The 26,633-nt window shown below is 62.3% G+C and carries 28 protein-coding genes; 14 read left to right on the top strand and 14 right to left on the bottom strand.

Annotation, left to right across the window (positions count from 1 at the left end; genetic code table 11):
- Window positions 1–44: 44 nt before the first annotated feature.
- Window positions 45–1,601: a circularly permuted type 2 ATP-grasp protein gene (locus tag ACFUOZ_RS02435; RefSeq protein WP_039241274.1), complete on the bottom strand. Its 1,557-nt coding sequence runs from the start codon at window positions 1,599–1,601 to the stop codon at window positions 45–47.
- 111 nt (window positions 1,602–1,712) lie between these two features.
- On the opposite strand from ACFUOZ_RS02435, the gene ACFUOZ_RS02430 reads away from it, so the two are divergent.
- Both ACFUOZ_RS02430 and pepN read left to right on the top strand, forming a co-directional pair.
- On the top strand, window positions 1,713–2,759 hold the full coding sequence (locus ACFUOZ_RS02430; protein WP_377544401.1) for a YeiH family protein: 1,047 nt from the start codon (window positions 1,713–1,715) through the stop codon (window positions 2,757–2,759).
- A 4-nt stretch (window positions 2,760–2,763) separates the two neighbouring features.
- Window positions 2,764–5,376 (top strand): aminopeptidase N, encoded by a 2,613-nt coding sequence (gene pepN, locus ACFUOZ_RS02425; RefSeq protein ID WP_377544398.1) that lies wholly within the window; start codon window positions 2,764–2,766, stop codon window positions 5,374–5,376.
- A 9-nt stretch (window positions 5,377–5,385) separates the two neighbouring features.
- Here pepN and ACFUOZ_RS02420 read toward each other — a convergent pair whose 3' ends face one another.
- Window positions 5,386–6,120 (bottom strand): alpha/beta fold hydrolase, encoded by a 735-nt coding sequence (locus tag ACFUOZ_RS02420; RefSeq protein WP_377544395.1) that lies wholly within the window; start codon window positions 6,118–6,120, stop codon window positions 5,386–5,388.
- A 73-nt stretch (window positions 6,121–6,193) separates the two neighbouring features.
- Between ACFUOZ_RS02420 and ACFUOZ_RS02415 the strand changes: the two genes are divergently transcribed.
- Window positions 6,194–6,925 (top strand): helix-turn-helix transcriptional regulator, encoded by a 732-nt coding sequence (locus ACFUOZ_RS02415; protein WP_377544392.1) that lies wholly within the window; start codon window positions 6,194–6,196, stop codon window positions 6,923–6,925.
- Here ACFUOZ_RS02415 and ACFUOZ_RS02410 read toward each other — a convergent pair.
- The 5 genes from ACFUOZ_RS02410 to ACFUOZ_RS02390 all read right to left on the bottom strand — a co-directional run bounded on the left by ACFUOZ_RS02410 (window position 6,922) and on the right by ACFUOZ_RS02390 (window position 10,913).
- Entirely contained in the window at window positions 6,922–8,022 is a 1,101-nt protein-coding gene (locus ACFUOZ_RS02410) for a biotin/lipoate A/B protein ligase family protein (protein WP_377544388.1), read from the bottom strand. The genes ACFUOZ_RS02415 and ACFUOZ_RS02410 overlap by 4 nt on opposite strands.
- 87 nt (window positions 8,023–8,109) lie before the next feature.
- Entirely contained in the window at window positions 8,110–8,367 is a 258-nt protein-coding gene (locus ACFUOZ_RS02405) for a type B 50S ribosomal protein L31 (protein ID WP_066275740.1), read from the bottom strand.
- Window positions 8,368–8,496: 129 nt separating this feature from the next.
- Window positions 8,497–9,318, bottom strand: a complete 822-nt coding sequence (locus ACFUOZ_RS02400; RefSeq protein WP_377544384.1) for a TrmH family RNA methyltransferase — start codon at window positions 9,316–9,318, stop codon at window positions 8,497–8,499.
- 6 nt (window positions 9,319–9,324) lie between these two features.
- Window positions 9,325–10,110 (bottom strand): sulfite exporter TauE/SafE family protein, encoded by a 786-nt coding sequence (locus tag ACFUOZ_RS02395; protein ID WP_377544381.1) that lies wholly within the window; start codon window positions 10,108–10,110, stop codon window positions 9,325–9,327.
- A 17-nt stretch (window positions 10,111–10,127) separates the two neighbouring features.
- Complete coding sequence (locus tag ACFUOZ_RS02390; protein ID WP_377544378.1) at window positions 10,128–10,913, bottom strand: ABC transporter ATP-binding protein; 786 nt, start codon at window positions 10,911–10,913, stop codon at window positions 10,128–10,130.
- A gap of 111 nt (window positions 10,914–11,024) precedes the next feature.
- On the opposite strand from ACFUOZ_RS02390, the gene serB reads away from it, so the two are divergent.
- The 3 genes from serB to ACFUOZ_RS02375 all read left to right on the top strand — a co-directional run bounded on the left by serB (window position 11,025) and on the right by ACFUOZ_RS02375 (window position 13,005).
- Window positions 11,025–11,918, top strand: coding sequence for a phosphoserine phosphatase SerB (gene serB, locus ACFUOZ_RS02385; protein ID WP_377544375.1), 894 nt, complete (start codon window positions 11,025–11,027; stop codon window positions 11,916–11,918).
- Window positions 11,919–12,017: 99 nt separating this feature from the next.
- The gene (locus tag ACFUOZ_RS02380; protein ID WP_377544372.1) at window positions 12,018–12,326 is read left to right on the top strand and encodes a hypothetical protein; all 309 of its coding nucleotides are present in this window, start codon (window positions 12,018–12,020) and stop codon (window positions 12,324–12,326) included.
- A 235-nt stretch (window positions 12,327–12,561) separates the two neighbouring features.
- Complete coding sequence (locus ACFUOZ_RS02375; protein WP_377544369.1) at window positions 12,562–13,005, top strand: hypothetical protein; 444 nt, start codon at window positions 12,562–12,564, stop codon at window positions 13,003–13,005.
- Between the two features lie 67 nt (window positions 13,006–13,072).
- Here the strand turns inward: ACFUOZ_RS02375 and ACFUOZ_RS02370 are convergent, their stop codons facing one another.
- The 3 genes from ACFUOZ_RS02370 to fabG form a co-directional block, all read right to left on the bottom strand.
- Complete coding sequence (locus ACFUOZ_RS02370) at window positions 13,073–14,569, bottom strand: ATP-binding cassette domain-containing protein (protein ID WP_377544366.1); 1,497 nt, start codon at window positions 14,567–14,569, stop codon at window positions 13,073–13,075.
- Window positions 14,570–14,835: 266 nt separating this feature from the next.
- Complete coding sequence (locus tag ACFUOZ_RS02365; RefSeq protein ID WP_377544363.1) at window positions 14,836–15,588, bottom strand: SDR family oxidoreductase; 753 nt, start codon at window positions 15,586–15,588, stop codon at window positions 14,836–14,838.
- Window positions 15,589–15,704: 116 nt separating this feature from the next.
- On the bottom strand, window positions 15,705–16,430 hold the full coding sequence (fabG, locus tag ACFUOZ_RS02360; protein WP_377544360.1) for a 3-oxoacyl-ACP reductase FabG: 726 nt from the start codon (window positions 16,428–16,430) through the stop codon (window positions 15,705–15,707).
- Window positions 16,431–16,583: 153 nt separating this feature from the next.
- Between fabG and ACFUOZ_RS02355 the strand changes: the two genes are divergently transcribed.
- The 4 genes from ACFUOZ_RS02355 to ACFUOZ_RS02340 are packed head-to-tail and all read left to right on the top strand — an operon-like array spanning window position 16,584 to window position 18,707.
- Window positions 16,584–17,087, top strand: a complete 504-nt coding sequence (locus tag ACFUOZ_RS02355) for a DUF3099 domain-containing protein (RefSeq protein WP_377544357.1) — start codon at window positions 16,584–16,586, stop codon at window positions 17,085–17,087.
- Window positions 17,084–17,371 carry a hypothetical protein gene (locus ACFUOZ_RS02350; RefSeq protein ID WP_377544354.1) on the top strand — a complete coding sequence of 96 codons (288 nt, stop codon included), beginning with the start codon at window positions 17,084–17,086 and terminating at the stop codon, window positions 17,369–17,371. Before ACFUOZ_RS02355 ends, ACFUOZ_RS02350 begins: the two co-directional genes overlap by 4 nt.
- A complete protein-coding gene (locus ACFUOZ_RS02345; RefSeq protein WP_377544351.1) occupies window positions 17,372–18,238 on the top strand; it encodes an SURF1 family protein in 867 nt (288 codons plus the stop codon).
- Window positions 18,222–18,707: a YbaK/EbsC family protein gene (locus tag ACFUOZ_RS02340; RefSeq protein WP_377544348.1), complete on the top strand. Its 486-nt coding sequence runs from the start codon at window positions 18,222–18,224 to the stop codon at window positions 18,705–18,707. Before ACFUOZ_RS02345 ends, ACFUOZ_RS02340 begins: the two co-directional genes overlap by 17 nt.
- Before the next feature lie 14 nt (window positions 18,708–18,721).
- Here ACFUOZ_RS02340 and ACFUOZ_RS02335 read toward each other — a convergent pair whose 3' ends face one another.
- Complete coding sequence (locus ACFUOZ_RS02335; protein ID WP_262274984.1) at window positions 18,722–20,320, bottom strand: ABC-F family ATP-binding cassette domain-containing protein; 1,599 nt, start codon at window positions 20,318–20,320, stop codon at window positions 18,722–18,724.
- A gap of 276 nt (window positions 20,321–20,596) precedes the next feature.
- Between ACFUOZ_RS02335 and ACFUOZ_RS02330 the strand changes: the two genes are divergently transcribed.
- From ACFUOZ_RS02330 to ACFUOZ_RS02320, 3 genes are read left to right on the top strand one after another with little or no spacing between them, the layout of a single operon-like run.
- Complete coding sequence (locus ACFUOZ_RS02330) at window positions 20,597–21,274, top strand: biotin transporter BioY (RefSeq protein ID WP_377544344.1); 678 nt, start codon at window positions 20,597–20,599, stop codon at window positions 21,272–21,274.
- 4 nt (window positions 21,275–21,278) lie between these two features.
- Window positions 21,279–22,016: an energy-coupling factor ABC transporter ATP-binding protein gene (locus ACFUOZ_RS02325; protein ID WP_377544341.1), complete on the top strand. Its 738-nt coding sequence runs from the start codon at window positions 21,279–21,281 to the stop codon at window positions 22,014–22,016.
- The gene (locus ACFUOZ_RS02320) at window positions 22,013–22,642 is read left to right on the top strand and encodes an energy-coupling factor transporter transmembrane component T family protein (protein ID WP_377544338.1); all 630 of its coding nucleotides are present in this window, start codon (window positions 22,013–22,015) and stop codon (window positions 22,640–22,642) included. The genes ACFUOZ_RS02325 and ACFUOZ_RS02320 overlap by 4 nt, the downstream gene beginning before the upstream one ends.
- 20 nt (window positions 22,643–22,662) lie before the next feature.
- Here ACFUOZ_RS02320 and ACFUOZ_RS02315 read toward each other — a convergent pair whose 3' ends face one another.
- Both ACFUOZ_RS02315 and ACFUOZ_RS02310 read right to left on the bottom strand, forming a co-directional pair.
- Complete coding sequence (locus ACFUOZ_RS02315; RefSeq protein WP_377544335.1) at window positions 22,663–23,856, bottom strand: thiolase family protein; 1,194 nt, start codon at window positions 23,854–23,856, stop codon at window positions 22,663–22,665.
- Window positions 23,849–25,240 (bottom strand): class I adenylate-forming enzyme family protein, encoded by a 1,392-nt coding sequence (locus ACFUOZ_RS02310; protein WP_377544332.1) that lies wholly within the window; start codon window positions 25,238–25,240, stop codon window positions 23,849–23,851. Before ACFUOZ_RS02310 ends, ACFUOZ_RS02315 begins: the two co-directional genes overlap by 8 nt.
- A gap of 61 nt (window positions 25,241–25,301) precedes the next feature.
- On the opposite strand from ACFUOZ_RS02310, the gene ACFUOZ_RS02305 reads away from it, so the two are divergent.
- Complete coding sequence (locus ACFUOZ_RS02305) at window positions 25,302–26,207, top strand: neutral zinc metallopeptidase (RefSeq protein ID WP_377544329.1); 906 nt, start codon at window positions 25,302–25,304, stop codon at window positions 26,205–26,207.
- A gap of 89 nt (window positions 26,208–26,296) precedes the next feature.
- On the opposite strand, the gene ACFUOZ_RS02300 is transcribed toward ACFUOZ_RS02305, so the two are convergent.
- Window positions 26,297–26,629 carry a metal-sulfur cluster assembly factor gene (locus ACFUOZ_RS02300; RefSeq protein WP_144658786.1) on the bottom strand — a complete coding sequence of 111 codons (333 nt, stop codon included), beginning with the start codon at window positions 26,627–26,629 and terminating at the stop codon, window positions 26,297–26,299.
- Window positions 26,630–26,633 lie beyond the last annotated feature (4 nt).

Below are 26,633 nucleotides of genomic sequence, written 5' to 3'. Positions count from 1 at the left end.
TTCGCGTGGTGCATGTCGAAGTTCAAGTGGTGGTTGGAACGGGTTCACTGCTGCTGCTCCGTTTGCCGGTCGCGCCAATTGCTTTCAACGGGCCACACGGAAACCTGTTCACGCAAGGTGACGGACTGCCGCGGGATGACCTCGGCCGGCATCTGGGGCGAGTTCGCCAGGACCCAGGTGTCTTTCGAGCCACCGCCCTGGCTGGAGTTCACAATCAACGATCCCTCCTTGAGCGCCACCCGGGTGAGCCCGCCAGGGAGGACCCAGACGTCGTCGCCGTCGTTCACTGCAAAAGGCCGCAGGTCAACGTGGCGCGGGCCGAACTTGTCCCCGGACAATGTCGGAACCGTAGAGAGCTGCAGCACAGGTTGGGCGATCCAGCCGCGGGGGTCGGCGATCACGCGCTTGCGCAATGCATCCAGTTCTTCCTTTGAGGCGTCCGGCCCAATGACCAGTCCCTTTCCGCCGGAACCGTCAACAGGTTTGACCACCAGTTCCTCAAGTCGGTCCAGGACGTGCTCCCTGGCTTCCTTTTCCTCCAGCCGGAAGGTGTCGACGTTGGCGATGATGGGCTCTTCGTGAAGGTAGTACCGGATCAAGTCAGGCACGTAACTGTACACGAGCTTGTCATCGGCAACCCCGTTGCCCACAGCGTTGGCGATGGTCACTCCCCCGGCCCGTGCAGCGTTGACCAGGCCCGGGCAGCCGAGCATGGAATCCGAGCGGAACTGCAGGGGATCCAGGAAGTCGTCGTCGATGCGCTTGTAGATGACATCCACGCGCTGTTCGCCTGCTGTCGTCCGCATGTAGACGCGGTTGCCGCGGCAGATAAGGTCCCTGCCCTCGACGAGTTCAACACCCATGAGACCGGCCAGGAGCGTGTGTTCGAAATAGGCGCTGTTGAAGACACCCGGGGTCAGGACCACCACCGTGGGATCATCGACGCCGGCGGGTGCGGTCTTGCGGAGGGCGGACAGAAGCCGCCGTGGGTACTCCTCCACCGGCCTGATGTGCTGCTGCCCGAACGCCTCGGGTAAGCCCTTCGCCATTGCCCTGCGGTTTTCCAGGACGTAGCTGACGCCGGAGGGGACGCGGACGTTGTCCTCAAGGACGCGGAACGTTCCAGCAGCGTCCCGGACGACGTCGATGCCGGAGACATGGACCCGGACTCCGCCTGAGGGCTCGAATCCGTGGACGGCCCGATGGAAATGCGCGCTGGTGGTGACCAGCTGCCGCGGAATCACGCCATCTGCCACCACGGCCATCCGCCCGTAGACGTCGTTGAGGAACGCTTCGAGTGCTTTGACCCGCTGGGCAACTCCGCGTTCGAGCACATCCCACTCATCGGCGGGAATGACCCTGGGGACAATGTCCAACGGGAAGGGCCGCTCCTCTCCCGCATAGTCGAAGGTGACACCACGGTCCAGGAAGGTCCGCGCCATGGAGTCGGCGCGGGCGGTGACATCTGCGAGGGAAAGCTCGCGCAGGGCACCGGAGACCTGACCGTAGGATTTTCTGGCAACGTGGCCGGGGGCAAACATCTCGTCGTAGGCTCCGCTGCGGGCGGCGGCCTCGGAGTAATCCTGGAATAGGTCAGACATGGGAATCAGACAATCACCTTTTTGAGTCGAGCGCATTACGCACTGATTGTGTCGCGGTTTCCGGGTGCTCCCGGTTTCGCCTTCCGTGCCCCCATCCGGCAGGGTTGTGGCATGCCCTTCAACAGACTTGCGTCCCAGCTGTCACGGCTGGGGCCAGGGTTGGTCCTGAGCGTCGCCGCGACCGGACTTGCCTTCGCCATCCACACAGTGTTGCCTGCGATCCCGGCCATGACGCTTGCTGTTGCTTTGGGTTTGCTCTCAGCAAATATACCGGGCACCGCGGTGCTGGTTGCGGGGCGCGCCCGGCCGGGCCTGGACTTCGCGGGAAAGCACCTCATGCGCGCGGGCATTGTGTTGTTGGGCCTCAAAGTCAGTGTGTGGGACGTACTCGGCCTTGGCTGGTTGTCCCTGCTTTTGATCGCCGGGGTCGTCCTGGTCAGTTTTGCCGGTACCTATGGACTGGCCCGGTTGCTGCGACTGCCCGGCGAAGCTTCTTTGTTGATTGCCACGGGCTTTTCCATCTGCGGCGCCTCAGCCATCGGCGCCATGGCCGCCGTGCGCCGGATCAGGCATCAGGACACGGTGCTGCCTGTGGCGCTGGTGACCCTCTGCGGCACCCTGGCCATCGGTGTGCTACCACTGCTGATGCATCCGCTGAACCTGAATCCAGCGCAATTCGGGGCCTGGACGGGTGCTTCCGTACACGACGTCGGCCAGGTGGTGGCCACAGCGCAAACTGCAGGGACAGCGGCGCTGGCCATCGCCGTCGTCGTCAAACTGACCCGGGTGGTGCTCCTGGCGCCTATCGTCGCTGCCGCAGGGCTGCACCAGCGGGTCCAGCACGTGCGGCAACGCGCCAACGGTTCAGCGGGTGCGGACGACGTCGACGCCAGGTTTCCGCCCATCGTGCCGCTGTTCGTGGTCGGCTTCATCGCCATGGTGGCCCTGCGCTCCACCGGATGGGCGACGCCGGAAGTACTTGAAGCGGCTGCCGTGGCCCAGGACATTTTGCTCGCCTCGGCCTTGTTCGGCTTGGGCTCCGCGGTGCGTGTCAGGACGCTGATCCATACCGGAGGCCGCGCCGCGTTGGTGGCACTGGGGTCCTGGGTGATCATCGCTTCCCTGGGGCTGGTGGCAGCGTGGATCATGATTAGATAGCTGTGTGTCGAATCACAATTTGTCGCGCGAAGAAGCCGCTACCCGCTCAGCCCTGATCACCACCCACAGCTACGACGTCACCCTTGATGTCCGCGACGCGGCAGATCCCGCAGCCGCCGGATATCCGAGCACCAGCACCATCACATTTTCAGCCCAAGCAGGCTCTGCCACGTTCCTCGACTTCATCAATGGCGGCGTGGATTCCGTGGTCTTGAACGGGCGGGCACTTGACATCGGCCAGGTGGTGGACCGGGACAGGGTCATCCTGGAAGACCTCGACGCCGAGAACACCGTCACCGTCATGGGAACGGCCCTCTACAGCCGCTCCGGTGAGGGGATGCACCGTTTCGTGGATCCCGCTGATGGCCAGTGCTACCTGTACACCCAGTACGAACCCGCGGACTGCCGCCGCGTCTTTGCCAACTTCGAACAGCCGGACCTCAAAGCGGAATTCACTTTCCACATCATTGCCCCGGCGGAATGGGAAGTCGCTTCCAACGGGTCCGAGACCGCGCGTACATCGGTCCCCGGCGCGGAGGCCGTTGCGCAGTGGGCCTTCGCCACCACCAAGCGGATGTCCACCTACATCACCACCGTTCTGGCCGGCCCTTACTTCAAGGCGACAGACCACTGGGGTACAACGCTCGACGACGGCACCCGCCTTGACGTTCCGCTGGCACTTTTCTGCCGGTCCTCTTTGGCGGCGTCGTTCGATGCCGAAGAGTTGTTCCGGCTCACCAAAGCCGGCTTGGCCTTCTTCAACGAACTCTTCGACTACCCCTACCCGTGGGGCAAGTACGATCAGGCATTCGTGCCTGAATACAACCTTGGCGCCATGGAAAACCCGGGGCTGGTGACCTTCACCGAGAAATACGTTTATGCCTCCCGCGCCACCGATGCCCAATACCAGGGGCGGGCCAACACCCTTATGCATGAGATGGCCCACATGTGGTTCGGGGACCTCGTGACCATGGCGTGGTGGGATGACTTGTGGCTCAAGGAGTCCTTCGCAGACTTCATGGGGACGCTGGGCGTGGATCGGGCCACCGACTGGGACTCGGCCTGGGTGAACTTCGCAAGCAAACGCAAGGCATGGGCCTACGTCCAGGACCAGTTGCCCACGACCCACCCGATTGTGGCAGATATCCCGGACCTCGAGGCCGCAAAGCAGAACTTTGACGGGATCACCTATGCCAAGGGCGCGTCAGTGCTCAAGCAGTTGGTGGCCTACGTCGGTTTCGACGCCTTCATTGCCGGCTCCCGTGAGTATTTCAAGGAGCACGAATTCGGCAATACCTCCCTGCAGGATCTCCTGAAGGCGCTCAGCGACGCCTCGGGGCGGGATCTTGGCCATTGGGCCCGTCAGTGGTTGCAGACCTCCGGTATCTCCACGATCGCAGCGGACATCGCCGACGACGACGGTTTGATGGGCGCGGTGTTGCTTGAGCAGGATGCGATCGACCCCATCACGGGCCACCAGGAACTCCGGCCCCACCGCCTCCGCCTTGGTCTGTACGACGCTGACCAGACCGGCGCCCTTGTCCGGACTGAAAGCGTGGACGTGGACATTGCGGGCCCCAGCACCGTGGTGGCTGAACTGGCCGGAAAGAAACGGCCGGCCCTTTTGTTGGTCAACGACGATGATCTCAGCTACGCCAAGGTTCGGCTTGATCCTGTTTCCGAGCGCACGGTGCGTACCTCGCTGGATAAGATCCAGGACCCTATGGCGCGGGCCTTGTGCTGGACTGCCCTCTGGGACTCCGCCCGGGATGCCGTAACACCGGCGTCACGCTACATCAGCGCCGTCGAACAGTTCGCGCAGGCGGAATCGGGCATCGGCGTCCTCCTCAATGTTCTTGGAAATGCCTCAAGCGCCATCGAACGCTTCGTACCCCCGGCCGCCCGAGAGGGGGTGCGGAAGGATTTCCTCACTGTCACAGCACGCCAGCTGCAGGTTTCGCCCCCTGGATCGGACTACCAATTGGCCTGGGCAAGGACCCTGGCGGATGTCTCCCGTCATGGTGACACTAAGCTTCCGCTGCTGCGCAGCATCCTCGATGGCACCACCATTGTTGAGGGTCTGGTTGTCGATGCTGAGCTGCGGTGGAGCCTCTGGCAGGCCCTGGCCGCACAGGGACAGGCGTCACAGGAGGAATTGGACCGGGAACTCGAAGCGGACAGGACGGCCTCTGGACAGGAAGGGCACGCCCTGGCGTCGGCGGCGCGCCCCGACCCTTCAGTGAAAGCAGCCGCCTGGGATGCTGTCGTCAACGGCAATGGCCTGTCCAATGAAATCCTGAGCGCTACGATCGCTGGGTTCTCCATTGCCCCCGCCTTCATGACGGCACCGTATGTTGAACCGTATTTCGAGTGCCTGGAACGTGTATGGGCGGGGCGCAGCATCGAAATTGCCGGCAGGATCGTCAGGGGCCTCTTCCCGGCAGCCCAGGATCTCGAGGAGGGCATGGACCCTGCGGATCACCCGGTGCTGGTCAGGACGGACGAGTGGCTGCGCAGCCATGCCGATGCGCCACGCGCCCTGCGGCGGATCATCATCGAACAGCGAAGCCACCTCATGCGGTCGCTGACGGGCCAGGCCGCCACTGGACAGGTGTGAGGGGATCTTTCAGTCGGTCCGTGAAGCCGCTGCCTGTATGGCCTGGGCAAGGTCGCGGGGGCGGCTCCACATGGGCCAGTGCCCCGTCGGCAGGTCAAGAATATCGAGGTGCTCGATGTGTGCGACTTCGGCAAACATGGCATGCCCTGCGTGGGCCAGCTGCAACACGGTCGTGCCGGGTATTGAGCAGCACAGCAGTGTGGTGCGGACCGTCCGGCGGGCATAATTCGTGAGCTCGACGGGCTGACGAAGCACGGGGCCGGGTTCCGGGACGGCCTTGGACTGGAAGCGCTCAAGGTCTCCGGCGCTCAGGCCTTCCAGGCTCGCTTGGCTGGCGAGGACATCGATGGACGGCAGCGGAAGCTCCGCCAAGGGAAAGTCCGGGGCGAAGGTACTTCCTGTTGCCAGAGGGCCAGAGTCTACCCAGACCATTCGTTGGATGAGCTCCGGGTGCCGGTCCAGGACGAGGCTGGCAGGAGCGTTCGCACCACTGTGGGCGACGAGGATCGCTGGCTGGTCCTCGGATACACCGAGTCGGGCCATGGCGTCCAGGATCGCTGCTGCCTGATCGTCGAGCGTCCTCGCAGCACGGTCGGGGTCGTCGGGGTCGAGGCCGGGCAAGGTCAAGGCCGTCGCGCGTAAGTGATGGGACCACAGGTGTTCCAGGACCTCATCCCAGGCCCATGCACCCAGCCAGTGACCGGCGACGAGAATAATGGTGGGGCAGTTTGTGGAAGTTGTCATGACACCACCCTCGCAGGCGCCGTGGACAAGGGTATGTCACTATTTATGTCATGAATTTGGGAAGGCTCGAACGATGAGACGGGTCGAACGTCTCCATGCCCTCTCTGAGATGTTGCGCCGCAGTGGTGCCCGGGGGGTTTCCGCCGAAACGTTGGCCAGTGAGTTCGCGGTATCCGTACGCACCGTCAAGAGAGACCTTGATGCTCTGGAAAACAGCGGGGCGCCCATATGGTCCCGTCCTGGCCCCGGCGGTGGTTACGGACTGGCGGCAGGGTCCTCCCTGCCGCCAGTCACCCTATCCCCGGCGCAGGCCGTGGCCCTCATGGCGGCCGTGTCTGCGGCCCCCGATGCGCCGTACGCGGATCTTGCCGCAGCGGGTATGCATAAAATCCTGGACGTCCTCGATCCGGTGACCAAGGCAAGGGCGGACGAACTGGCCGGCCGCATCTGGGTCAATGAGGTTCGCTACGCTTCGCGCAACATCAGGTCGGCGTTGGAGGAAGCAATGGCCGCGCAGCGAGTGGTCCGTGTCAGGTACACCTCGGCAGACGGGACGACGACCATCCGAGACGTGGAACCCGTGCTTTTCGCCTCCACGAACGGCCAGTGGTACCTGGTGGGATGGTGCAGGCTGCGCGATGCAATGCGATGGTTCACCGTGTCCCGCATCGAAAGAGCCAGCGTCACTGCAACTGCCTGCCGTGGCCACACCATCGACGAAGTCGGCGAGCCCCCGGCGAACGCCCGCCCGGTGCATGGCGTGCGCAGTAGCCCGACAGTATTCAACTGTGGTCAGGATGTTTAGGGAACCCGGTTTAACCATTCCCCGGTACCGAACTTGGAGTCCACACGTTTCCGGGCTTCTTCGAGTTCTGCTTCAGTGAGCCTGGATTCCACAGCACCGTACCGCTCGCTAAATACTTCCTGCATGGCCTGGATGATCGCTGACCGGGCCATGCCGGTCTGGCGTCGCAGCGGGTCCACGCGTTTCTTGGCGCTGCGGGTGCCCTTGTCCGAGAGCTTTTCCTTGCCGATCCGCAGCACGTCCACCATTTTGTCGGCGTCGATGTCATAGCTCATGGTGACGTGATGCAGCATGCCGCCGTTGGCGAGTCGCTTCTGGGCGGCCCCGCCGATCTTTCCCTGGTCCGTGGCGATGTCGTTGAGGGGAACATAGAAGGCTGTGATCCCAAGCTTCTCCAGGGCGGCCATGACCCATGCATCAAGGAAGGCGTAGGAATCTGCAAAGCTTATGCCGTCCACAAGCGTCTGCGGCAGATAGAGCGAATACGTGATGCAGTTGCCAGCCTCCATAAACATGGCCCCGCCGCCACTGATTCGACGAACCACCGTGATGCCGTGGCGGGCGACGCCTTCGGGATCCACTTCGTTCTTCACGGACTGGAAACTGCCGATGACCACGGACGGCTCTTCCCAGTCCCAGAAGCGCAACGTGGGATTGCGGAGACCAGCACCTACCTCTTCCGTGAGGACTTCGTCCAGTGCGACGTTCACCTGCGTCGGAAGAACCGAGGGCGGTATAACATCCCACTGGTGGTCGCTCCAGCTGGTCGCTTTGGACAGCGCACGCCGCACCGTAATGGCTACGGCATCGGCGGAGAAACCGAAAAGGGTGGCGCCGTCCGGCAGGCCGCCGGTGACCGCTGTGGAAATCTCGGCGGCCGTGGACGCCTCAGGAAGCCCGGTCAGCGCGTGGTTGATGTCCTGGAGGGCTTCATCGGGCTCAAGGAAGAAGTCCCCGCTCAGCGAAACGTCAGCGAACCGTCCATCCCGAACCTCCAGGTCCACCACCACGAGTTTTCCCCCCGGTACCTTGTATTCACCGTGAAGGCGGGTGCCGGCGTCGTGAGCGTTGTCTGAAGGTTCGGGGTGGGAAGTCATGGTGTCCATCTTGCCGGAAAACGCAAAGGCCCGCATTGCCGGTAAATCCAGCAATACGGGCCTTTGAAAGCCTTGGGGGTGAAGTGGTTACTTCTTGCCGCCGAAGCCCTTGAAGCGGGCGTTGAAGCGCTCGACGCGGCCAGCGGAGTCCATGATGCGCTGCTTGCCCGTGTAGAACGGGTGGGACTCCGAGGAGATTTCGACGTCGATAACCGGGTAGGTGTTTCCGTCTTCCCACTCGATGGTCTTCGAGGAAGACACGGTGGACTTGGTCAGGAACTTCGTACCGGAAGCGAGGTCGTTGAAGACAACAGCTTCGTACTTCGGGTGGATATCAGACTTCATAATGGGACCTTTTGTTCGCGCAACTGGATTTTGCCAGCTGCCAGGTATGAATGGAGGTGGACCGTGGTCTGTAATGCAAACATTCCAGCTTCCGGGCCAACAACCAATCATAGCCGAAACGGGCACGCCCTACGAACCGGCCCAATCCCGTGGGCGAAGTTCCCAGAAGGCGACGGCGGAAGCAGCGGCCACATTGAGCGAATCGACACCTTCCCGCATGGGGATTTTGACAGCGACGTCGACGGCGGCCAGCGTCTCCGGGCTCATCCCGGCACCTTCTGTTCCAAGCACCAGTGCCAGTTTTGGAAGCTGCCTGGCCGCGAGATCGTCCAGATCCACCGCATCGTCGGTCAGTTCCATGGCTGCCACGGTGAAGCCTTGTTCCTTCAGCCGCTCCAAGTCATCGGGCCAGCTTTCCAGGCGCGCCCACGGTACCTGGAAAACCGTGCCCATGCTGACACGGACGCTTCGCCTGTACAAAGGGTCACCGCAGCGTGGTGAGACCAGCACGGCATCCACCCCCAGTGCGGCGGCTGAACGGAAAATCGCTCCGACGTTGGTGTGGTCGACGATGTCTTCCAGGACAGCGACCCGCTGTGCTGAGGCCAGGAGTTCCTCCAGCGGCACAGGATCCGGACGGTGCATTGCGGCCATGGCTCCACGGTGAAGGTGGAAGCCTGTGATCTCCTCCAGCAAAGAAGCTTTGCCAATGAAGACAGGAACATCCGGGTAGGCCTTGAAGACATCGTCGAGGTCCTCCAGCCACTTCTCGGCGAGGAAGAACGAGCGTGGCTGGTGGCCCGCGGCCAGGGCCCTTCGCAGCACCCTGGACGACTCTGCGATGTACATGCCTTCCCGCGGTTCCCGCAGCTTTCGCAGGTGCACGTCGGTGAGCGTGGTGTAGTCGCTCACGCGTGGATCATCGGCGGACTCAAGGTAGTGGAAGGTCACCGGAGACTACTTCAGGAGGTTGGCGATCATGAAGCCAAGAGCCACGATGCCGAGCGTGAAGATGACGCCGCGCAGTACCTTGGGCGACAACTTCCGGCCAACCTTGGAACCGAGCAGCCCGCCGATGGTAGAGCTGACAGCAATGAGCAGGACGACCCACCAGTTGATTCTGTCGAAGGCGAAGATGAGATAGGACACAGCCGCCACCAAGTTCACCGTCAGGGTGAGAATGTTCTTCATGGCGTTGGCATTTTGCATGGTGCCGGAGAGGAAGACGCCGAGGATTCCCACGAGGAGGATTCCTTGAGCGGCGACGAAGTATCCGCCGTACACCCCGGCCAAGTAGATCAGGACCACCAAGAGGATGCCGTGGCTCTTGTCCTTGATGGCGTGCTCGGGGTTCTGTTCCCTGTCGCGGATCCACGCCTGGAGCTTGGGCTGGAAAAGCACCATGAGCAGCGCGGCGACCAGCAGGACAGGTGCTACGTAGCCAAAGACTTTCTCCGGGAGGTGGAGCAGCAGCCATGCGCCCGTAATGCCACCCAACAGTGATGCCGGCATCAGTTTGAGCAGCTGCCTGCCACGGCCAGCCAATTCACGGCGATAACCCCAGGCCCCGGCGGCCGTACCGGCTACAAGACCCATGGCGTTGCTCATGGAAGCGACGACAGGCACGACGCCCAAGGCGATCAGCACGGGGAAGGTCACCAGCGTGCCGGAACCCACTACCGCATTGATGGTGCCGGCCCACAAGCCCGCGAAAAAGACCAGGATGCTGCTAAGAATCTCCATTGTGTACTGGGACCGCCCTAGCGGCGCGCCGTGGCGGTGTAGCGCCCGGCATTTTCGGAAACGTCCAGAGCCAGGCCGAAGGTGTTGCCCAGATGCTCGTCGGTCAGGACTTCCTTGATGGGTCCGGCAGCAACAACCCCTCCTTCGCGCAACAGCATCGCGTGGGTGAATCCCGGGGGCACTTCTTCAAGGTGGTGGGTTACCAGGACCATGGCCGGCGCGGCCGGGTCGCTGGCGAGCTCGCCCAGCTTATGGACCAACTCCTCACGCCCGCCAAGGTCCAGGCCTGCGGCAGGCTCGTCCAGCAGGAGCAGCTCGGGGTCGGTCATCAGGGCGCGGGCGATCTGAACGCGCTTGCGCTCCCCCTCTGAAAGGGTTGCGAAGGTCCGGTTGAGGAGGGGGCCCATCCCCCAGTCGTTCAGGAGGCCAAAGGCGCGGCGCTCGTCGTCGCGCTCGTACCCCTCCCGCCAGCGGCCGGTGACGCCGTACGCTGCGGTGACTACTACGTTCAAAACGTTCTCGTGCTCGGGGATCTGTGTGGCCAGTGCGGCTGAGGAGAGGCCGATCCGTGGACGGAGTTCAAAGACGTCGACCCGCCCCAATGTCTCGTCGAGGATTCCGGCCTGGCCGCTGCTGGGGTGCAGCCGTGCGGCCGCGATCTGGAGAAGCGTCGTTTTGCCCGCACCATTGGGGCCCAGGATGACCCACCGTTCCCCTTCGTTGACCTGCCAGTCAACCTTGTCCAGCAGGGTCTTTTTGCCTCGGACAACGCTGACGGAAGCCAATTCCAGAACATCACTCATAGCAGTAGACACTAGGACAAAAGTGAACATGACTGATAACCGGCACTTTCCGCTGGTTTATCAGGCGAAACAGATTCGGGAGGAAGGAGGCCGATCGATAGGATTGAGGCCATGACTTCGAACTTGGCTGCGGTCAGCTATGGCGTGAATTTGTCCCCTGAATCGCTCGATGGCGTGCGCAAGGTGCTGGCCGACGCCGGTGCGGAAGTGTCCGCGGAATCACAGACCGGCGACGAGCGCTTTGCCGTCCACACGGCTGATGTAGACGTGCGGCTTGATTCACCGGACGCGCTGTCCGACCTTCGACGCCGGGTGGCCGGGTCGGCTGTGACCGGCACCGATACTGCCCTGGTCCCCACAGGGCTCCGGCAGGCAGGGCGCAAGCTTCTCATCATGGATGTGGACTCCACGCTTATCCAACAGGAAGTCATCGAGCTGCTGGCTGCCTACGCCGGCAAGCGCGAAGAAGTTGCGGCAGTTACAGAAGCTGCCATGCGGGGCGAGCTTGACTTCGCCCAGAGCCTGCATGCCCGTGTCGCCGTACTGGCGGGCTTGCCGGCCGCCGTCGTGGATTCCGTGCGTGAGGAAGTGCGCCTAAGTCTGGGTGCGGCAGAACTCGTGGCCGCGTTCAAGAAGGCCGGTCACGTTGTGGCGGTTGTTTCCGGCGGCTTCAACCAAATCCTGGGCCCCATTGCCGAAGAACTGGGGCTTGATTTTTGGATCGCCAATGAGCTCGAAATCGTGGACGGTGCGCTCACGGGCAAAGTCCTGGGTGCTGTCATCGACCGGGCAGCCAAGGAGAAGTACCTGCGCCAGTGGGCCGCTGCCGAGGGGATCGACCTGGAGCACACCATCGCAGTCGGCGACGGTGCGAACGACCTCGACATGCTGGGGGCGGCCGGCATCGGCGTAGCGTTCAACGCAAAGCCTGCAGTTCGCGCCGTGGCTGACGCCGCGATCAATATGCCCTTCCTGGACGCAGTGCGGCACATCGCCAACGTCTGAGGGCCAAGCCCCAATAACTTCCGAACTTTCGCGACACGATGGGTGCTCATGTCCCACGTTTCTGGTGACTCGCAGCAACACGATCCCCAGGAGCGGAAGATGGAATTTCAGCAAACACACTTTGGTGCGACGATGGATGCGGCCGGGGTGGACTCCACGGCTGTCCACATCAGCCTTATGGTCGTGGTCGTGATCGGCGCGATGGCGACCGCTCTCTTTGGGCTCGTTGCCGTGCTCGTCCTCGTTCCACTTGCGGCAGTGTTACTCCGAAGGCGCAAGGGAAAACTCCTGCATCCCCCCTTCTCCTCGCGGCGCCCCGTGGTGCCCCCTCCAGTGACCATCCATGCCACAGCAACGAGAAACACTCATCATGAATTCGTGACGCCGAAATCGAAGCAATTTATTTGATTGTTATCAATCCTTGGCCTTATCCACGCACATCATGAACCATTGGAATTGCGGTGGTTATTAAACTGTATTTGTGCATATTCTTGGGGTTGTACCGTGAGGTAGGCGATGGCCGGTCATAAGGGAAGCGCAGAGTCCGAAAGTGAACCATGCGAAACGAACGTGGAAATGGTGGAAAGCCAGCGGGGCCGCGGAATCTACAGAGCCGCGTGTCTATTCGAAGGATGAAGGTTTCATGACCTTCCCTGAACTCCTCTCCGGTCATGCCGCGTATTCCTCCGAAGACATTACTCAACAGGAAGAAAGCTACATGAGCACGCTTGATGAAGCTATAAAGCAATTGCTGTCCATTGAAGGCGCCACAGGGGCGGCAGTCGTCGATTACTCCAGTGGCATGGCTCTGGCTCAAGGGGGAAGTCCGGGATTCGATCTCGGCGTTGCCGCTGCCGGAAACTCAAATGTGGTTAGCGCGAAGCTGCGCACCATGGCTGACCTCGGCCTGGACAGCAATATAGAAGATATTCTCATTACTCTGGACGGGCAATACCACCTGATCAACGTCCTGAATTCAGGCGGGTCCAAAGGGCTGTTCGTGTACTTGGTGCTCGACCGCACCTACGCGAACCTTGCACTGGCGCGCCACAAGCTCAACAACCTCTCAAAGGGAATCACCATCTGATCCCTGCAAGAACATGGGGCGGCCGCTTTCCACGTGGCCGCCCCTTTTCGTTGAGCCGCCGGGGTTGTTAGCCCTTCGCCCTGCGGGCCGCACTGTTCGCCGACACCGCTGCGCTTCCCAGCATGTGATAAACCAAGACGTCCTCGTTGGTGTTGGAATTGGCCTCGATGGTCACGATTTCGCCATCGCGAACCACGCCGATGCGATGGCACCAGTTGACCAGTTCCGTGAGGTCGGAAGACATCAGGATAATCGCGACGCCGGTCTGCCTCAGCTCGTCGAGCATCTGGTAGACGACGTCCTTCGCCCCGATATCGATGCCACGGCTGGGGTGACTCATGATTAGCACGTCGCAGTCGGAAGTCATCCATTTGGCGAGCGAAACCTTCTGTCGGTCTCCTCCCGACAGGGTAGTGAGCGTGCCATGGATGTTTGTTGTATTGATGCGCATGCGGCGCACCAGTTCAATGACGCCACGAAGTCCTGAGATCTCTTCCCGCAGGTCCTCGCCCTCTGTATGCACACGCAGGCCCTCGGCAATACTGGCTTGTTCGTCCACCGTGCCGCCATCCTCGGAGAGGTATCCGATCCTCAATCGCAGCGCATCCTCAGGTCCTTCGATGCGGACAGGCTGGCCGTGCAGGAATACCTGCCCCGAAGTGCTCGGCCGGACACCGACGAGGCATTCCAGCACGTGTTGGACACCCGACTGGTGAGTCCCGAGCAAGCCGAAGATTTCTCCTTTGGCAACATTGAAGGAGACGTTCCGGACGGAGTCCCCAACGCTGAGGTTTACCACCCGCAATGCCTCATCACTGTTGGTAAGTTCCGCAGGGCGGCTGCTGGCCACAGGTTTCTGCTGAAGGAGCAGGAAAGCGAGCTCTTCGGGGTTGGTCTTGGCGGCTTCCAGGATTGTGTGGACTTTCCCGTCCCGCAGCACGGCAATGCGGTGCGCAATGGACCGGACTTCATCCAGGCGGTGGGTGATGTAGATGATCGCCCGTCCCTGGTTGACCAGCATCCTCAGTACCTGGTGCAAGGTGGCGACGTCATGATCGGGAAGGGACGCCGCCACTTCGTCCATGATGACCAGCTGGGCTTCCTCGGCCACCATCCTCAGGACTTCCACCAGTGCTTGCTCCGCGCGGATGAGCGAGCCGACCAGGGCATCCGGGTCCAGGGCGATCGCCACGTCATTAATTAGCTTCAATGCCGGCCCCCGAAGATCCTCTTGGGACTTGCAGGCTTGAAACGTGCCCCGGTAGATTGCCTTGGCAACTGTCAACTGAGGATCAAGCCGGAAGTTTTGCGGAATGATCCCAACGCCACACGCTTGCGCTTCATCCGGGGAATCGGGTCCGAATTTCTCCCCGGCCAAAGTGACCAGCCCGGAGTCGTGACGCAGAGACCCGGACAAGACGTCCATCAGCGTGGACTTTCCGGCCCCGTTGGTACCGATCAGCCCAAGTATTTCGCCGCGATGCAGCGAGAGATCAACGCCTTTGAGGATGCGTCGCTGATCGTAGGAAGCGTGAATACCATCAGCATGCAACAGCAGGTCCAAAGAAGCTCCTAGTTCACTTTTATGCGCTAACAGATGTCGAAATTCAGCAGCGCGCAGGGCACGCCGGCACATTGCCGTGCAATGGATGTTACGGGTGCTGTGCCGACTCAATCAGATCAACTGAATTAAGGCAAAAAAGGAGAATAAAACAACTATTGGCAATTCGTGACGCGAAAAGCTTCAAAATTTATCAGATCGTCACTCTGTGGTTGTTAAACGACTGCGGCCCGGGACGAATTCCCGGGCCGCAGTCAATAAATCAGGGTCTATTCAGCGCTCTTGCTGAAGTAATCCGAGCCACCGACATACTCGGTGTGACCCGACTGGACGTCAGCGGTCACCATTTTGGCAACTTCGGCGGCGAATTCTTCCACCGAGTACAGCTTGCCCGCTTCAGCCCGGCGGGCCTCGATGGCGCCCGGGTTCGACCGGTCAAGAAGCGTTGCCGTGACGGTCCCTTCGATCATGTCGCCGGAAACGACCACGAGCGAGATGCCCTTGTCCGCGAGGCTGGGCAGCAGCGCGCGCAGAGCGTCCTCCCCCGCGCGCTTGCTCTTGGCAACGGGCTCGTACTCAGGCATCGTGGGGACAGTCTCCACGAAATGTGCCTGGTGGCTGGTCACAAAGACCACGCGCGAACCTTCGGGCATCAGCGGCACGGCAGCGTTGAGCATGTTGATCTGGGCATCGCGGTTCAGTTTGAGGGCGTAGCCCTCCTCCATGCCGGTCTCCATGCCACCGGAGGCATTGAGCACCAGGACATCAAGGGATCCGAACTGCTCCATCGCCGTGCTGGCCAAAGCGTGTACGCCCTCGTCCGTGGTGAGGTCGGCGCCTACGGCTGCAGCACGGCCGCCGGCGGCCTGGATTTCAGCCACAACCTTGTTGGCGCGGGGCGCCTTCTGGCGGTAATTGACGACGACGGCGGCACCCTCGCCAGCGAGGATCTTGGCAACTTCAGCGCCGATTCCGCGGGAAGACCCAGTGACGATCGCGGTCTTGTTATCCAGCGTTCCCATTCGTGCTCCTTTTGTTCAGTTCATCCAAATTTCGAGGGATCGAACTCCATCATGCCAGCGGCAGACATGAAATCCGTTGTTGGCTCCGGACAATAACCAGTGATTCGGGTAGTGGGTCAGTGGCCCATCCCGAGGCCGCCGTCGACGGGAATTACGGCGCCGGAGATGTAGGCAGCTTCGTCACTGGCTACCCAGCGCACCACGTCGGCGACTTCCGACGCCTCCGCAAAACGGCCCGCCGGTACGTTGGCGAGGTAAGACTTCTGGGTCTCTTCGGGAAGTTCAGCCGTCATGTCCGTGTTGATGAACCCGGGCGCCACCACGTTGGCGGTGATTCCCCGGCTGCCCAGCTCACGCGTCAATGAACGTGCGATGCCCACCATGCCGGCCTTGGAGGCGGAGTAGTTGATCTGGCCAGGTGCGCCATAGAGGCCGGAAACCGATGAGATCAGGACGACGCGCCCCTTGCGAAGTCTGATCATCCCCTTGGAAGCACGCTTGATCACCCGGAATGCCCCGGTCAGGTTGGTGTCCAGCACGGAGGTGAAATCGGCCTCGCTCATGCGCAACAGGAGCGTGTCCTTGGTGATGCCCGCGTTGGCCACGAGGACTTCGACCGGACCGTGCGCCTCTTCAACAGTCTTGAACGCTGCGTCAATGGAGGCCTCATCCGTGACGTCTGCCTTGACCCCCAGGATTCCTTCAGGCAGCTCTGTTTCACTTCGGTAGGTAACGGCCACCTTGTCACCATTGGCAAGGAAGGATTCGGCAATGGCCAAGCCGATGCCTCGGTTGCCGCCGGTAATAAGGACGCTGCGACCGGTGGATACTGCTTCAGACATACTTTCGCTCCAGGTTCTGCGGTCATCGAAGGCCGCTGTGAAGAGGGATTTTCCTGTCTCGATCTTATCTGGCGGCCGAAGCAACCCGCGGGTAACCAGCCATCTGCGCGGTTTGGGCGGTCACGGTGTTGGTGAGAGAATTGGAAGAGGCCTTTGGAGCGTGATGATTCAGTTGTGACACGAGAGAACAGTCCCCTGCAGCGTGTGCCCGGGGAACCGGACGCTGTCTCAAGCGACCCCGAAGTGCACAGCATCACTGACGCCGCAGCCGCCCACTCCGAGGATATGCGCGAGCGGATGATCAAGTACGCGGTCGCAATGGGCATCCGCATGGTCTGCATCATCCTGATTTTCGTTGTGGACGGCTGGTTCAAAATCATCGCCATCGCAGGAGCGGTCTTCCTGCCGTGGTTCGCCGTGGTCATCGCCAACGGCAATGACAAGGCCGAGGACCACAGCGAATCCCTCCTCGACTACGTTGCGGTCCCTGAAATCGGAGGTTCGGACGAGCCCGGGGACGACGCGTACGATCCGGCGCCGACGGTGCTTCAGGGCGAGTTGGTCGATGAGCCGCTTGCCGACGGTGAAGCGGAACCAAACACGGAAAAACATGCAGGACAGGCCGGGCACCCCGGCGACGAACGGGCGGCTTCATGAATATCTTCAACCTTGGCGGCGCAGGCTTGGCCGGCCAGGAATCGGCGCGCGCCACCGGCACGGCCACGTGCTCCCGAAAGGGGTGCCGCCTGGATGCCCAGTGGCAACTCCTGTGGAACAACCCGCGCATCCACACGCCGGAGCGGCGCAAGGTGTGGCTTTCGTGCGGTGACCACCGGGAATGGCTTGAAGATTATCTGCAGACCCGTGGCCTCTGGAAAGAGACCGTGCGATTCGCGGACGACTCAACCGCCAACGGTTCACCAGCGAACGAGGCTCACTGAATGTATCGCTTCCTTTTCTCCAGCAAATGGCTGGGGTACTTCGTCTTGGCCGTCATCTTCGCTACTGCGTGTGTGTTCCTGGGCCGCTGGCAGATGGATCGCCGGGCGGAAACACTGGCCGAAATTAACCGGGTTGTCAGCAACTATTCGGCGACACCGGTCCCCTACGCCGAAATCAAGGACCAGTTCGACGCACTGGATCCTGAACGGGAGTGGACCCAGGTCCAGCTTCGGGGCACCTACGACACCGAAGGGCAGCGGGTAGTCCGCAACCGTCCGTTGAATGGCCAGCCAGGTTATGACGTCGTGGTTCCCTTCCGCCTCACTACAGGCCAGGCAGTGGTGATCGACCGCGGCTGGCTGCCGATCGGCAACAACACTCCTGGCCGTCCCGACGTCGTCCCGGCACCGCCGGCTGGCGAGGTCACCGTTATCGCCCGCCTTAAGCCGGCGGAGCCAAAGTTGGACCGTGGAGCGGTCGAAGGCCAGCTCGCGTCCATCGACCTGGCAAGCTTTGCCACGGAACTCCCATACCCCATCGCCACCGGCGCCTATGGGCAGCTCGCCAGCGAGACCCCTGCGGTGCAGCCCATGCCAACGCCGTTCCCCAAGCCGGCCACGGAAGAAGGCACCCACCTCTCCTACTCCCTGCAGTGGTTCGCCTTCGGAGTGTTGATGTTTATCGGGTTCGGCTACGCTGCCCGCCAGCAGGCGCGCAACGCAGCCATCGACGCCGAGGACGAGGAAGACGAGCAGATCGTGGCAGCCGGTGCCGTCCCGCGCAAACGTGCTCCAGCACCCCGGAAGGGCAAACGGCCAACGTCCGAAGAAGAGGAAGACGCCATCCTGGATGCCCAAGGCTACTGAGAACATTCCTGCTCCCGTCCTGAACGTGAAGTCGGCGTTGACCACAGCGGGAGTTGAAGACACCGTCCGGATTTTCGAGACGCACGTGCCCACTGCCGCTGCAGCCGCGACGGTCCTGGGATGCGACGTCGCCGCCATTACCAACAGCCTGATCTTCGAGCTCGACGGCGGCCCGCTGCTCATCCTTGCCAGCGGAGCGGCCAAAGTGGACACGGCGCTGGTGGCGACCCAATTGGGGACAGCAAAGATCCGCCGCGCGACGCCGGACTTTGTCCTCCAGCACACCGGACAGGAAGTGGGCGGTGTTGCACCCGTGGGCCATCCAGCGCCGATAAGGACAATTCTGGACGCCTCGCTTCAGGATCACCCGGTGCTCTGGGCAGGCGCCGGAGACCACCACTCGATGTTCTCGATCACTTACCAGGAACTGGCCCGGATTACCGGCGCGGAAGAACTCCGCGTCCGGTAGCCCTGGCGCTGCGGCTAGGCCAGCGTGATGAGGTCCAGGTAATCCTCGTTCCAGTGGTCCTCGACTCCATCCGGAAGCAGCACCACGCGCTCCGGGTTCAGCGCTGACACAGCACCTTCATCGTGGCTGACCATGACGACGGCGCCGGTGTAGTTCTTGAGCGCACCAAGAATTTCGGCGCGGCTGGCCGGGTCGAGGTTGTTGGTGGGCTCGTCCAGGAGCAGCACGTTGGCACTCGATGCCACGATCGTGGCCAGGGCCAGGCGCGTCTTCTCACCACCGGACAGAACGCCTGCAGGCTTGTCGACGTCGTCTCCCGAGAACAGGAACGAACCCAGGATCCCCCGGACTTCGGCGTCCTTCATATCCGGTGCCGAGGACCGCATGTTTTCCAGTACGGTGCGCTCGTGGTCAAGGGTTTCATGCTCCTGGGCGTAGTAGCCCACCTTGAGACCATGGCCCGGGATGATGTCTCCGGTATCGGGTTTGTCGACGCCGGCCAGCATGCGCAGCAGGGTGGTCTTGCCGGCACCGTTGAGCCCGAGGATAACCACCTTGGAACCACGGTCGATGGCCAAGTCCACATCCGTGAAGATTTCCAGGGAACCATAGGACTTGCTCAGGCCCTCCGCAGTGAGCGGCGTCTTGCCGCACGGCGAAGGATCCGGGAAGCGCAGGGCTGCGACGCGATCGTTTTCGCGAACCGCCTCGAGTCCGCCAAGCAGCCGTTCAGCGCGCTTGGCCATGTTTTGTGCCGCAACGGCCTTGGTGGCCTTGGCACGCATCTTGTTGGCCTGGTCGATCAGGACTTGGGCCTTCTTCTCTGCGTTGGCACGCTCGCGCTTCCGGGCGCGCTCGTCGGTTTCACGCTGCTGGAGGTAACGCTTCCAACCCATGTTGTAGTAATCGATCTGTGCCCGGTTGGCATCCAGGTGGTAGACCTTGTTGACGGTGGCTTCAAGCAGTTCCACGTCGTGGCTGATCACGATGAGGCCGCCTTGGTGGTCCTTCAGGAAGTCGCGAAGCCAGGTGATGGAATCCGCGTCCAAGTGGTTGGTGGGTTCATCGAGCAGCAGCGTCTCAGCGGACGAATAGAGGATGCGGGCAAGCTCTACACGGCGGCGTTGACCACCGGAGAGGGTCTTCAACGGCTGGTTGAGGATGCGCTCAGGGAGCGCAAGGTTGGAGGAGATCGCGGCAGCTTCGGCTTCGGCGGCGTACCCACCACCGGCCAGGAACTCCGCTTCGAGGCGGTCGTACCGGCTCATGGCTTTGCGCTGGACATTCGCGTCCTCGCTGGCCATCTCCTGCTGGGCTTTCTTGAGTTTGCCCACGACAACATCCAGGCCTCGTGCCGAGAGGATCCGGTCCCGTGCGAGCTGCTCCATGTCAGGGGTCCTGGGATCCTGGGGCAAGTAGCCGATTTCACCGCTGCGGGTCACTTTCCCGCCGGCAGGCAGGCCCTCTCCTGCCAAGACGCGAGTGAGGGTTGTCTTGCCGGCACCGTTGCGTCCGACAAGGCCGATCTTGTCGCCCTTGTCCACCCTGAAGTTGACCTGGTCCATGAGCAGGCGTGCGCCGGCGCGGAGTTCGAGTTCCTGGACGGTAATCAATTCGGGTGATGCCTTTCAATGGGGAACGCCTGCGGGGCCGGTGGGCCCAATGACTGCGGCGGGGTATGGCTGTGAGAACAGCCTGTCCAAGTCTACCGGCACCCTGGACGCGGGCCGACATCGTCCTCCGGCAGCGGAACTTGTGCCAACATCCAAAGAACCACCGAACACCCTTGTAGGGAGGCTCCAAAATCCCCTGCGCTGCGCATCCGTATTCTCGAAGCCAGGGGAAACATCCACATGTCATCGCACCACTTTGATCCGTTAGGACCTGTCATGAGCAAGACCGACTCCGCCGCAGCAGCCGACGCCACAGCTGCCGACGCCACAGCTGCCGACGCCACTTCTGCAAACGTCACTGTGCAGCGGCCCGCCGCCTCACGCAAACGCTGGAACGCAACCGATCTCGGCCTCATCGCCGTTTTTGCCGCCCTCGTGGCGGTGTCGTCGATTGTTCCAGGCATTCCGGTAGGGGCACTTGGCGTGCCAATCACCTTGGCGACCCTGACGGTCATGCTGAGCGGACTGGTTCTTGGCGCCGGCCGCGGTTTTGCCGCCGTCGGGCTTTATGTCCTCCTGGGCCTGGCAGGCTTGCCCATCTTCAGCGGCGGCCGCAGTGGATTGGGGATCCTTGCCAGCCCGTCAGCCGGGTACATCATCGCCTTCCCGCTGGCGGCAGCGGCAACCGGTTACCTTGCCGGCGTCGTGATCCGCAGAACCGTCAAGTTCCGCGGACTGTGGCTCTTTGCCGCAGCCATGGCCAGCAGCATCGTGATCGTCCACGGTCTGGGCATCCTGGGCATGATGGTCAACGCCAAGCTGGACTTCGGCAAGGCGCTCCTGGCCGATCTGCCGTTCCTTCCAGGGGATACGCTCAAGAACGTCCTGGCTGTGGTGATCGCTGTGGCCATCCACAAGGCTTTCTCCGACGTCCTGGTACGTCGGGTCAAATAGGGACATGGGCGCCATCAGTTTCAGCGGAGTCTCGGTGCGGGTTGCCGTAGACACCAGTGATCGACCCAAAACCCTGCTGCAGGACGTTTCCCTGGAGCTCACCGAGCGCCGGATTGGCGTCATCGGTGCCAACGGCTCGGGCAAGTCCACCTTTCTGCGCCTCCTGAACGGCCTGGTGGAGCCCTCTGATGGAAGCGTCGTGGTGCATGGTCACAACACGCGTTCAGACGTCCGGCGGGTCCGGGCGAACGTTGGTTTCGTCTTCACCGATCCTTTGTCCCAACTGGTTATGCCTACTGGCCGGGAAGACGTCGAGCTGTCCCTGCGCCGCTCCATCAAGAACTCCAAAGAACGGGCCACGCGTGCTGAAGAGGTCCTGGACCGCTTTGGCCTTCTCCGGCTGGCAGACCAGAGCATCTACGAGCTCTCGGGCGGAGAGCGGCAGTTGTTGGCCCTCGCCGCGGTGCTGGCCGTGAATCCTGGGGTTCTGGTCCTCGACGAGCCTTCAACCCTGCTGGATCTGCGCAACCGCGAGCTCTTGCGCCGGACCCTGGCCGGACTCGAACAGCAGGTCATCATGTCCACGCATGACCTCGATCTGGCCCTGGACATGGACCGGGTACTGGTGGTGGAAGACGGCCGCATAGTGTTCGACGGCGGAGCGGCCGAAGGCGTCGACCATTACCGTGTTTTGTGCGCGGCTTCACTCGATGCACTGCGGTTGGAAGGCACATCGCAGTGAGGGGCCACGGTTTCCTGATGGCCAACTATGTTGCAGGCAATTCCTTGATCCACCGCACTCCCCTCTGGCTGAAGTTCCTTGGGGTGGTGGCCTGCGGGACGGCCTCCTTCCTGATTGTGGACTGGGCCATATCCTTGGCCGCCTTTGCAATCATGACCGCGCTGTTCCTCCTCAGCGGAGCGGGAACCAAACGGCTGTTGCGTACCCTCTGGATGGTCGCGCCCATACTCCTGGTAATCGGCCTTTTCCAGTGGTGGCAGTTGGGTGGCCCTACAGCGGCCCGCATCGTGCTCAATATCCTGGTCTGCGTCGTGGCTGCGTCGGTACTGACAGCCACCACTTCTGTTCAGGAATTGCTGGACGGAGTGGTGTCCCTATCCAAACCCTTCCGCAGGTTCGGCGCCGACCCTGAGCGGTTCGCCCTGACCATCGCCGTGATGCTCAGGAGCATCCCCTTCATTGCCGGAGCCTTCGCCGACGTGCGGGACTCAGCCCGCGCCCGCGGCCTTGAGCGGAACCCACGGGCTTTGGTCCTGCCGGTCTTCATCACCACCGTGGCGTACGCCCGCCAGACCGGCGACGCCCTGGCCGCCCGAGGACTCGGAGAGGCAGACGAAACGCCGTGACCGAGAACAACCAGGTGGAACTATAAACGGGTGTAACGCAGCAGGCCGGCGGTGCCCATGCCACCGGCGATACTGATCATCGCCAACCCGAGGGCAGCTGTTCCTGTCTCTTGATAGAGGGCTCGGGCCTGAGACAACAAACGCGTCACCAGTACGGCACCGGACGTACCGTAACCATGTCCCAGGGCCAGCGCACCCCCCTCAAGGTTCGCTTTCGCGGGATCAACGCCTATGTGCTCCAGGCACGCGATGGTCTGCGAAGCGAACGCCTCATTGAACTCAATAAGGTCCAGTTCGTCGGCTGACACTCCGTGGCGGGCAAGCAAGCGTTCGGCTGCGTACCCGGCACCGATTCCAAGCAGGTTCGGATCAACACCGCTGGTTTCACTGCCGTGCACTTCAAGGGCGTCCACCGCACCCAACGTGCGGGCCCGGGCCAGCGACGTCACGACGACGGCGGAGGCCGCGTCCGCGTCGAAGCAGGAGTTTGCAGCCGTGACGGTTCCGCCGGGTACGAACGCTGCCGGGAACCGCCCCATGAGGGCGGGCCGCAGCGAAGCTTTTGGGCCGTCGTCGGCTGTTACGGACGCGCCCCTGCCGGCCAGCGGGACGATCTCGCCGGAGAACTTGCCCTTTGCCACGGCCTCCACGGCGCGGCGATGGCTTCTAAGAGCGTATTCATCCTGCTGCTCGCGGGACACGCCAAAGGTCGTGGCGACCTTTTCCGCGGCGACACCCATGTCCGGGTCGCCGAACTCTTGCGGCACGAAGGTGGCCCGTGAATAGAAGTCCAGGCCGCCGTCGTCGTTTCTGTTGGCCCTTGCGGGGGCGGTACTGATGCTTTCCACGCCGCCGGCAAGGAACACCGGATCACCGCCGGCAGCCACCAACCTGGACGCCAAGGCGATGGCGTCCAGACCAGAGCCGCACTGCCGGTCAACGGTGAGTCCCGGTACGGTGACGGGCAATCCGGCTTCGAGCGCGGCGTACCTGGCGAGGTTCCCGCCTCCGCCCACTGCGTTGCCGATGATGACATCGTCAATGGCCGCGGGGTCCAATCCCGAGGTTTCCAGCAGCGCCCGCAGCACCGGCGCCAACAGTTCAGGTGCGGTGAGCTGTTTGAGTTGTCCATTGGCCCGACATATTGGTGTCCGGAGCGCAGCGATGATGACGGGCCTGCGGGACGGGTCGGTTACCGGCGCTCCGCTAGCCAAGGAGTTGCGCCCGGGGGTCGTGGTTCTTGATCCAGTCCAGGAGCACCTTCCGGCTGACCTTGGCGCGGTCGGTCATCGGCAGCTCGGACAGAAGGTAATACTGCAGCGGCCACTTGTCCCGCGCCAACAGACCGTCAAGTCCCGTGCGGAGCTGCATGGCTGTCACGGCACCATAGGCAGGAACGACGCCGGCAATCACTCTCTCGCCGCGGATGTCGTCCGGTGCTCCCGCGGCGACCGCAACCTCGATGCCCGGAACAGAGGCCAGGGCCAGTTCCACCTCATGGGGATACACGTTTTTCCCGGAAGTGACGATCATGTCCGAACGCCGCCCCAGGATGTGGAGAATTCCATCACGCAGGTAGCCCTGGTCCCCTACGGTGTACCAACCATCAAGGCATCGCAGAGCCTGCCCGTCATCGCCCCACAGGTAGCCGTTGCTGACCATGCCGCTGCGCACGCTGATGTTCCCGTGCCTGCCGTCGGGCAAGGAGTTGCCGGCGTCATCCAGGATGCGCAGCTCCACGCCAGGAAACGGGCTCCCAATACCGGTACCCCCGGCATCCAGCGGCTCACCTGCGGACAAGCGGGTACCGGATACGAAACTAAGCTCAGAGGCGCCGTAGTATTCATAAATCGCGGCGTTCGGCGCCCAACGCCGGGCGGCCTCCAGGGTGCGTGCGTCCAATTTGGAGCCTGCACAAATGATGCTGCGGATTCCTGAGGCGTCCACGTCGCCGGCCAGGCCACGTTCGCTCAGCAAGCGCAGCATGGTCGGTGCCAGCACCAAGCGGGTGATGCCGTCATGGCTGATTGCCGCATGCGCGTCCCCGACATCGAATGATTCCAGAGTGTGGAAGGCGGCGCCCGCGTAGAGGCACTCGGACAGGGCATAGAGATTGAGGCTTGCCGAGAGAGGGCCAGGAGCCAGGGTGTGGTCATCTGGGGAAAGGCCGAAGAACTGCATTGAGGCCTCGAAAGAGACCTGCCAGGAGCGCCGGGAACGGGTGAAGGCCTTGGGCACTGAGGTTGTGCCTGACGTCAGGCCTACCAGGAAGGTGCTCGAGGGGTCTCCGTCCACAAGGTCTTCCTCGCGGGCAGGCCCTGAGTCCACGATGCGGGCGGCAACTTCCTCAATCACCGGAGCAGGCCACAGAGGGTCCAGCACAGCGCAGCGCCGCTCCCCCGCGACCGCGGCTGCATAACGCTCAACGAAGCGAACAGAGTTGGGCTCGGCAAGGACTGTGGTGGATCCGGTGCCACCCAGCAGCTGCGTCGCTGCCTCACGGAGTCCGCCCCAGGTGATCCGGCTGCTGCCCACGACGACGGCGGTGTCGTGCGGGCGCTCATCAGCCCAAAGGTGAAGTTTGTCCAGGAAAGGCATCCAGCCAATTTTACGGCAGTGTCCGGCGCTCAGCAGCAAAAGTGACGTCTATTCTGACTGTATGAGTTTCAATGATGGCGCGCAGCTTGACCCGTCCCAAGTGGAGGACCGACGTGGCAGTGGTATGGGGAGGGGAACCAAGATCGGTGGTGGCATCGGCGGAGGCATCGTAGTGCTGCTGCTGGCCCTCTTTGGTATCAACCCCAACATCCTTGGGGACCTTGGCGGCGGCGGAACCGCGCCTCCTGCCATTGAAAACGGCAGCGGTACAGGCGGTGTGCAGGAATGCAAGACCGGTGCGGACGCCGACAAACGGCTCGACTGCCGGATCACCGGCACAGTCAACAGCCTGAACGCCTTCTGGCCCGGCTACCTTGCACAGTACAACGTGAAATACACCAAGCCCGGAACCGTTATCTTCGACCAGGTAACGAGCACCGGATGCGGCCAAGCCACAACCGCTGTCGGGCCCTTCTACTGCCCGGCCGACGTCAAGGCATATTTCGATCCGGGCTTCTTTGACGAGCTGGTTACCCGCTTTGGATCCTCGGGTGGACCGCTGGCCCAGGAGTACGTCGTGGCGCATGAATTCGGCCACCACATCCAGAACATCCTTGGCAACCTCGACCGCGCACAGCAGGATCCACAGGGTCCGCAGTCCGGTGGAGTTCGCGTGGAGCTGCAGGCAGATTGCTATGCCGGCCTCTGGGTCCGCTACGCCTCGACGCAGGCCGACCCCGCAACCGGCAAGCCCTTCCTGGATCCCATCACGCAGCAGGATCTGCAGGACGCGTTGTCTGCTGCTTCCGCGGTGGGCGACGACAGGATCCAGAAGGCCGCAACCGGGAGGGTTTCACCAGAGTCGTGGACCCATGGTTCCAGCGCGCAGCGTCAGAAATGGTTCTCGCAGGGCTACAGCACCGGCGATATCAACAAGTGCGACACCTTCGGAGTTGCCACCCCATAAGGGCTACTGTCTCAAAAGACAAGGAAGGGTTCCGGGCGCAATGCCCGGAACCCTTCCTTTTTGCCCGCGTGAGCGGACGAAATTCCTGATCAGATGTTGAAGCCGAGTGCCCGCATCTGGTCCTTGCCGTCGTCGGTGATCCGTTCAGGACCCCATGGCGGCATCCATACCCAGTTCAGGCGCCAGTCATCGACGATGCCGTCCAAGGACTTGCCAACCTGTTCTTCCAACACGTCCGTCAGCGGGCAGGCCGCCGTGGTGAGGGTCATGTCGATCAGGAGGGCGCCGTCGTCGTCGGAGTACTTAAGGCCGTACAAAAGGCCCAAGTCAACGACGTTCACCCCAAGCTCGGGGTCGATGACGTCCTTGAGCGCTTCCTCGACGTCCTCGAGGCTGGTGCGCGCAGCGTTGATTTCGGTCATAAGG

The organism is Paenarthrobacter sp. NPDC057355 (assembly GCF_042667405.1).
Classification (GTDB): domain Bacteria; phylum Actinomycetota; class Actinomycetes; order Actinomycetales; family Micrococcaceae; genus Arthrobacter.
The sequence above is the reverse complement of the archived record's forward strand: the minus strand, read 5'-3'. Positions and strand labels throughout refer to the sequence as shown.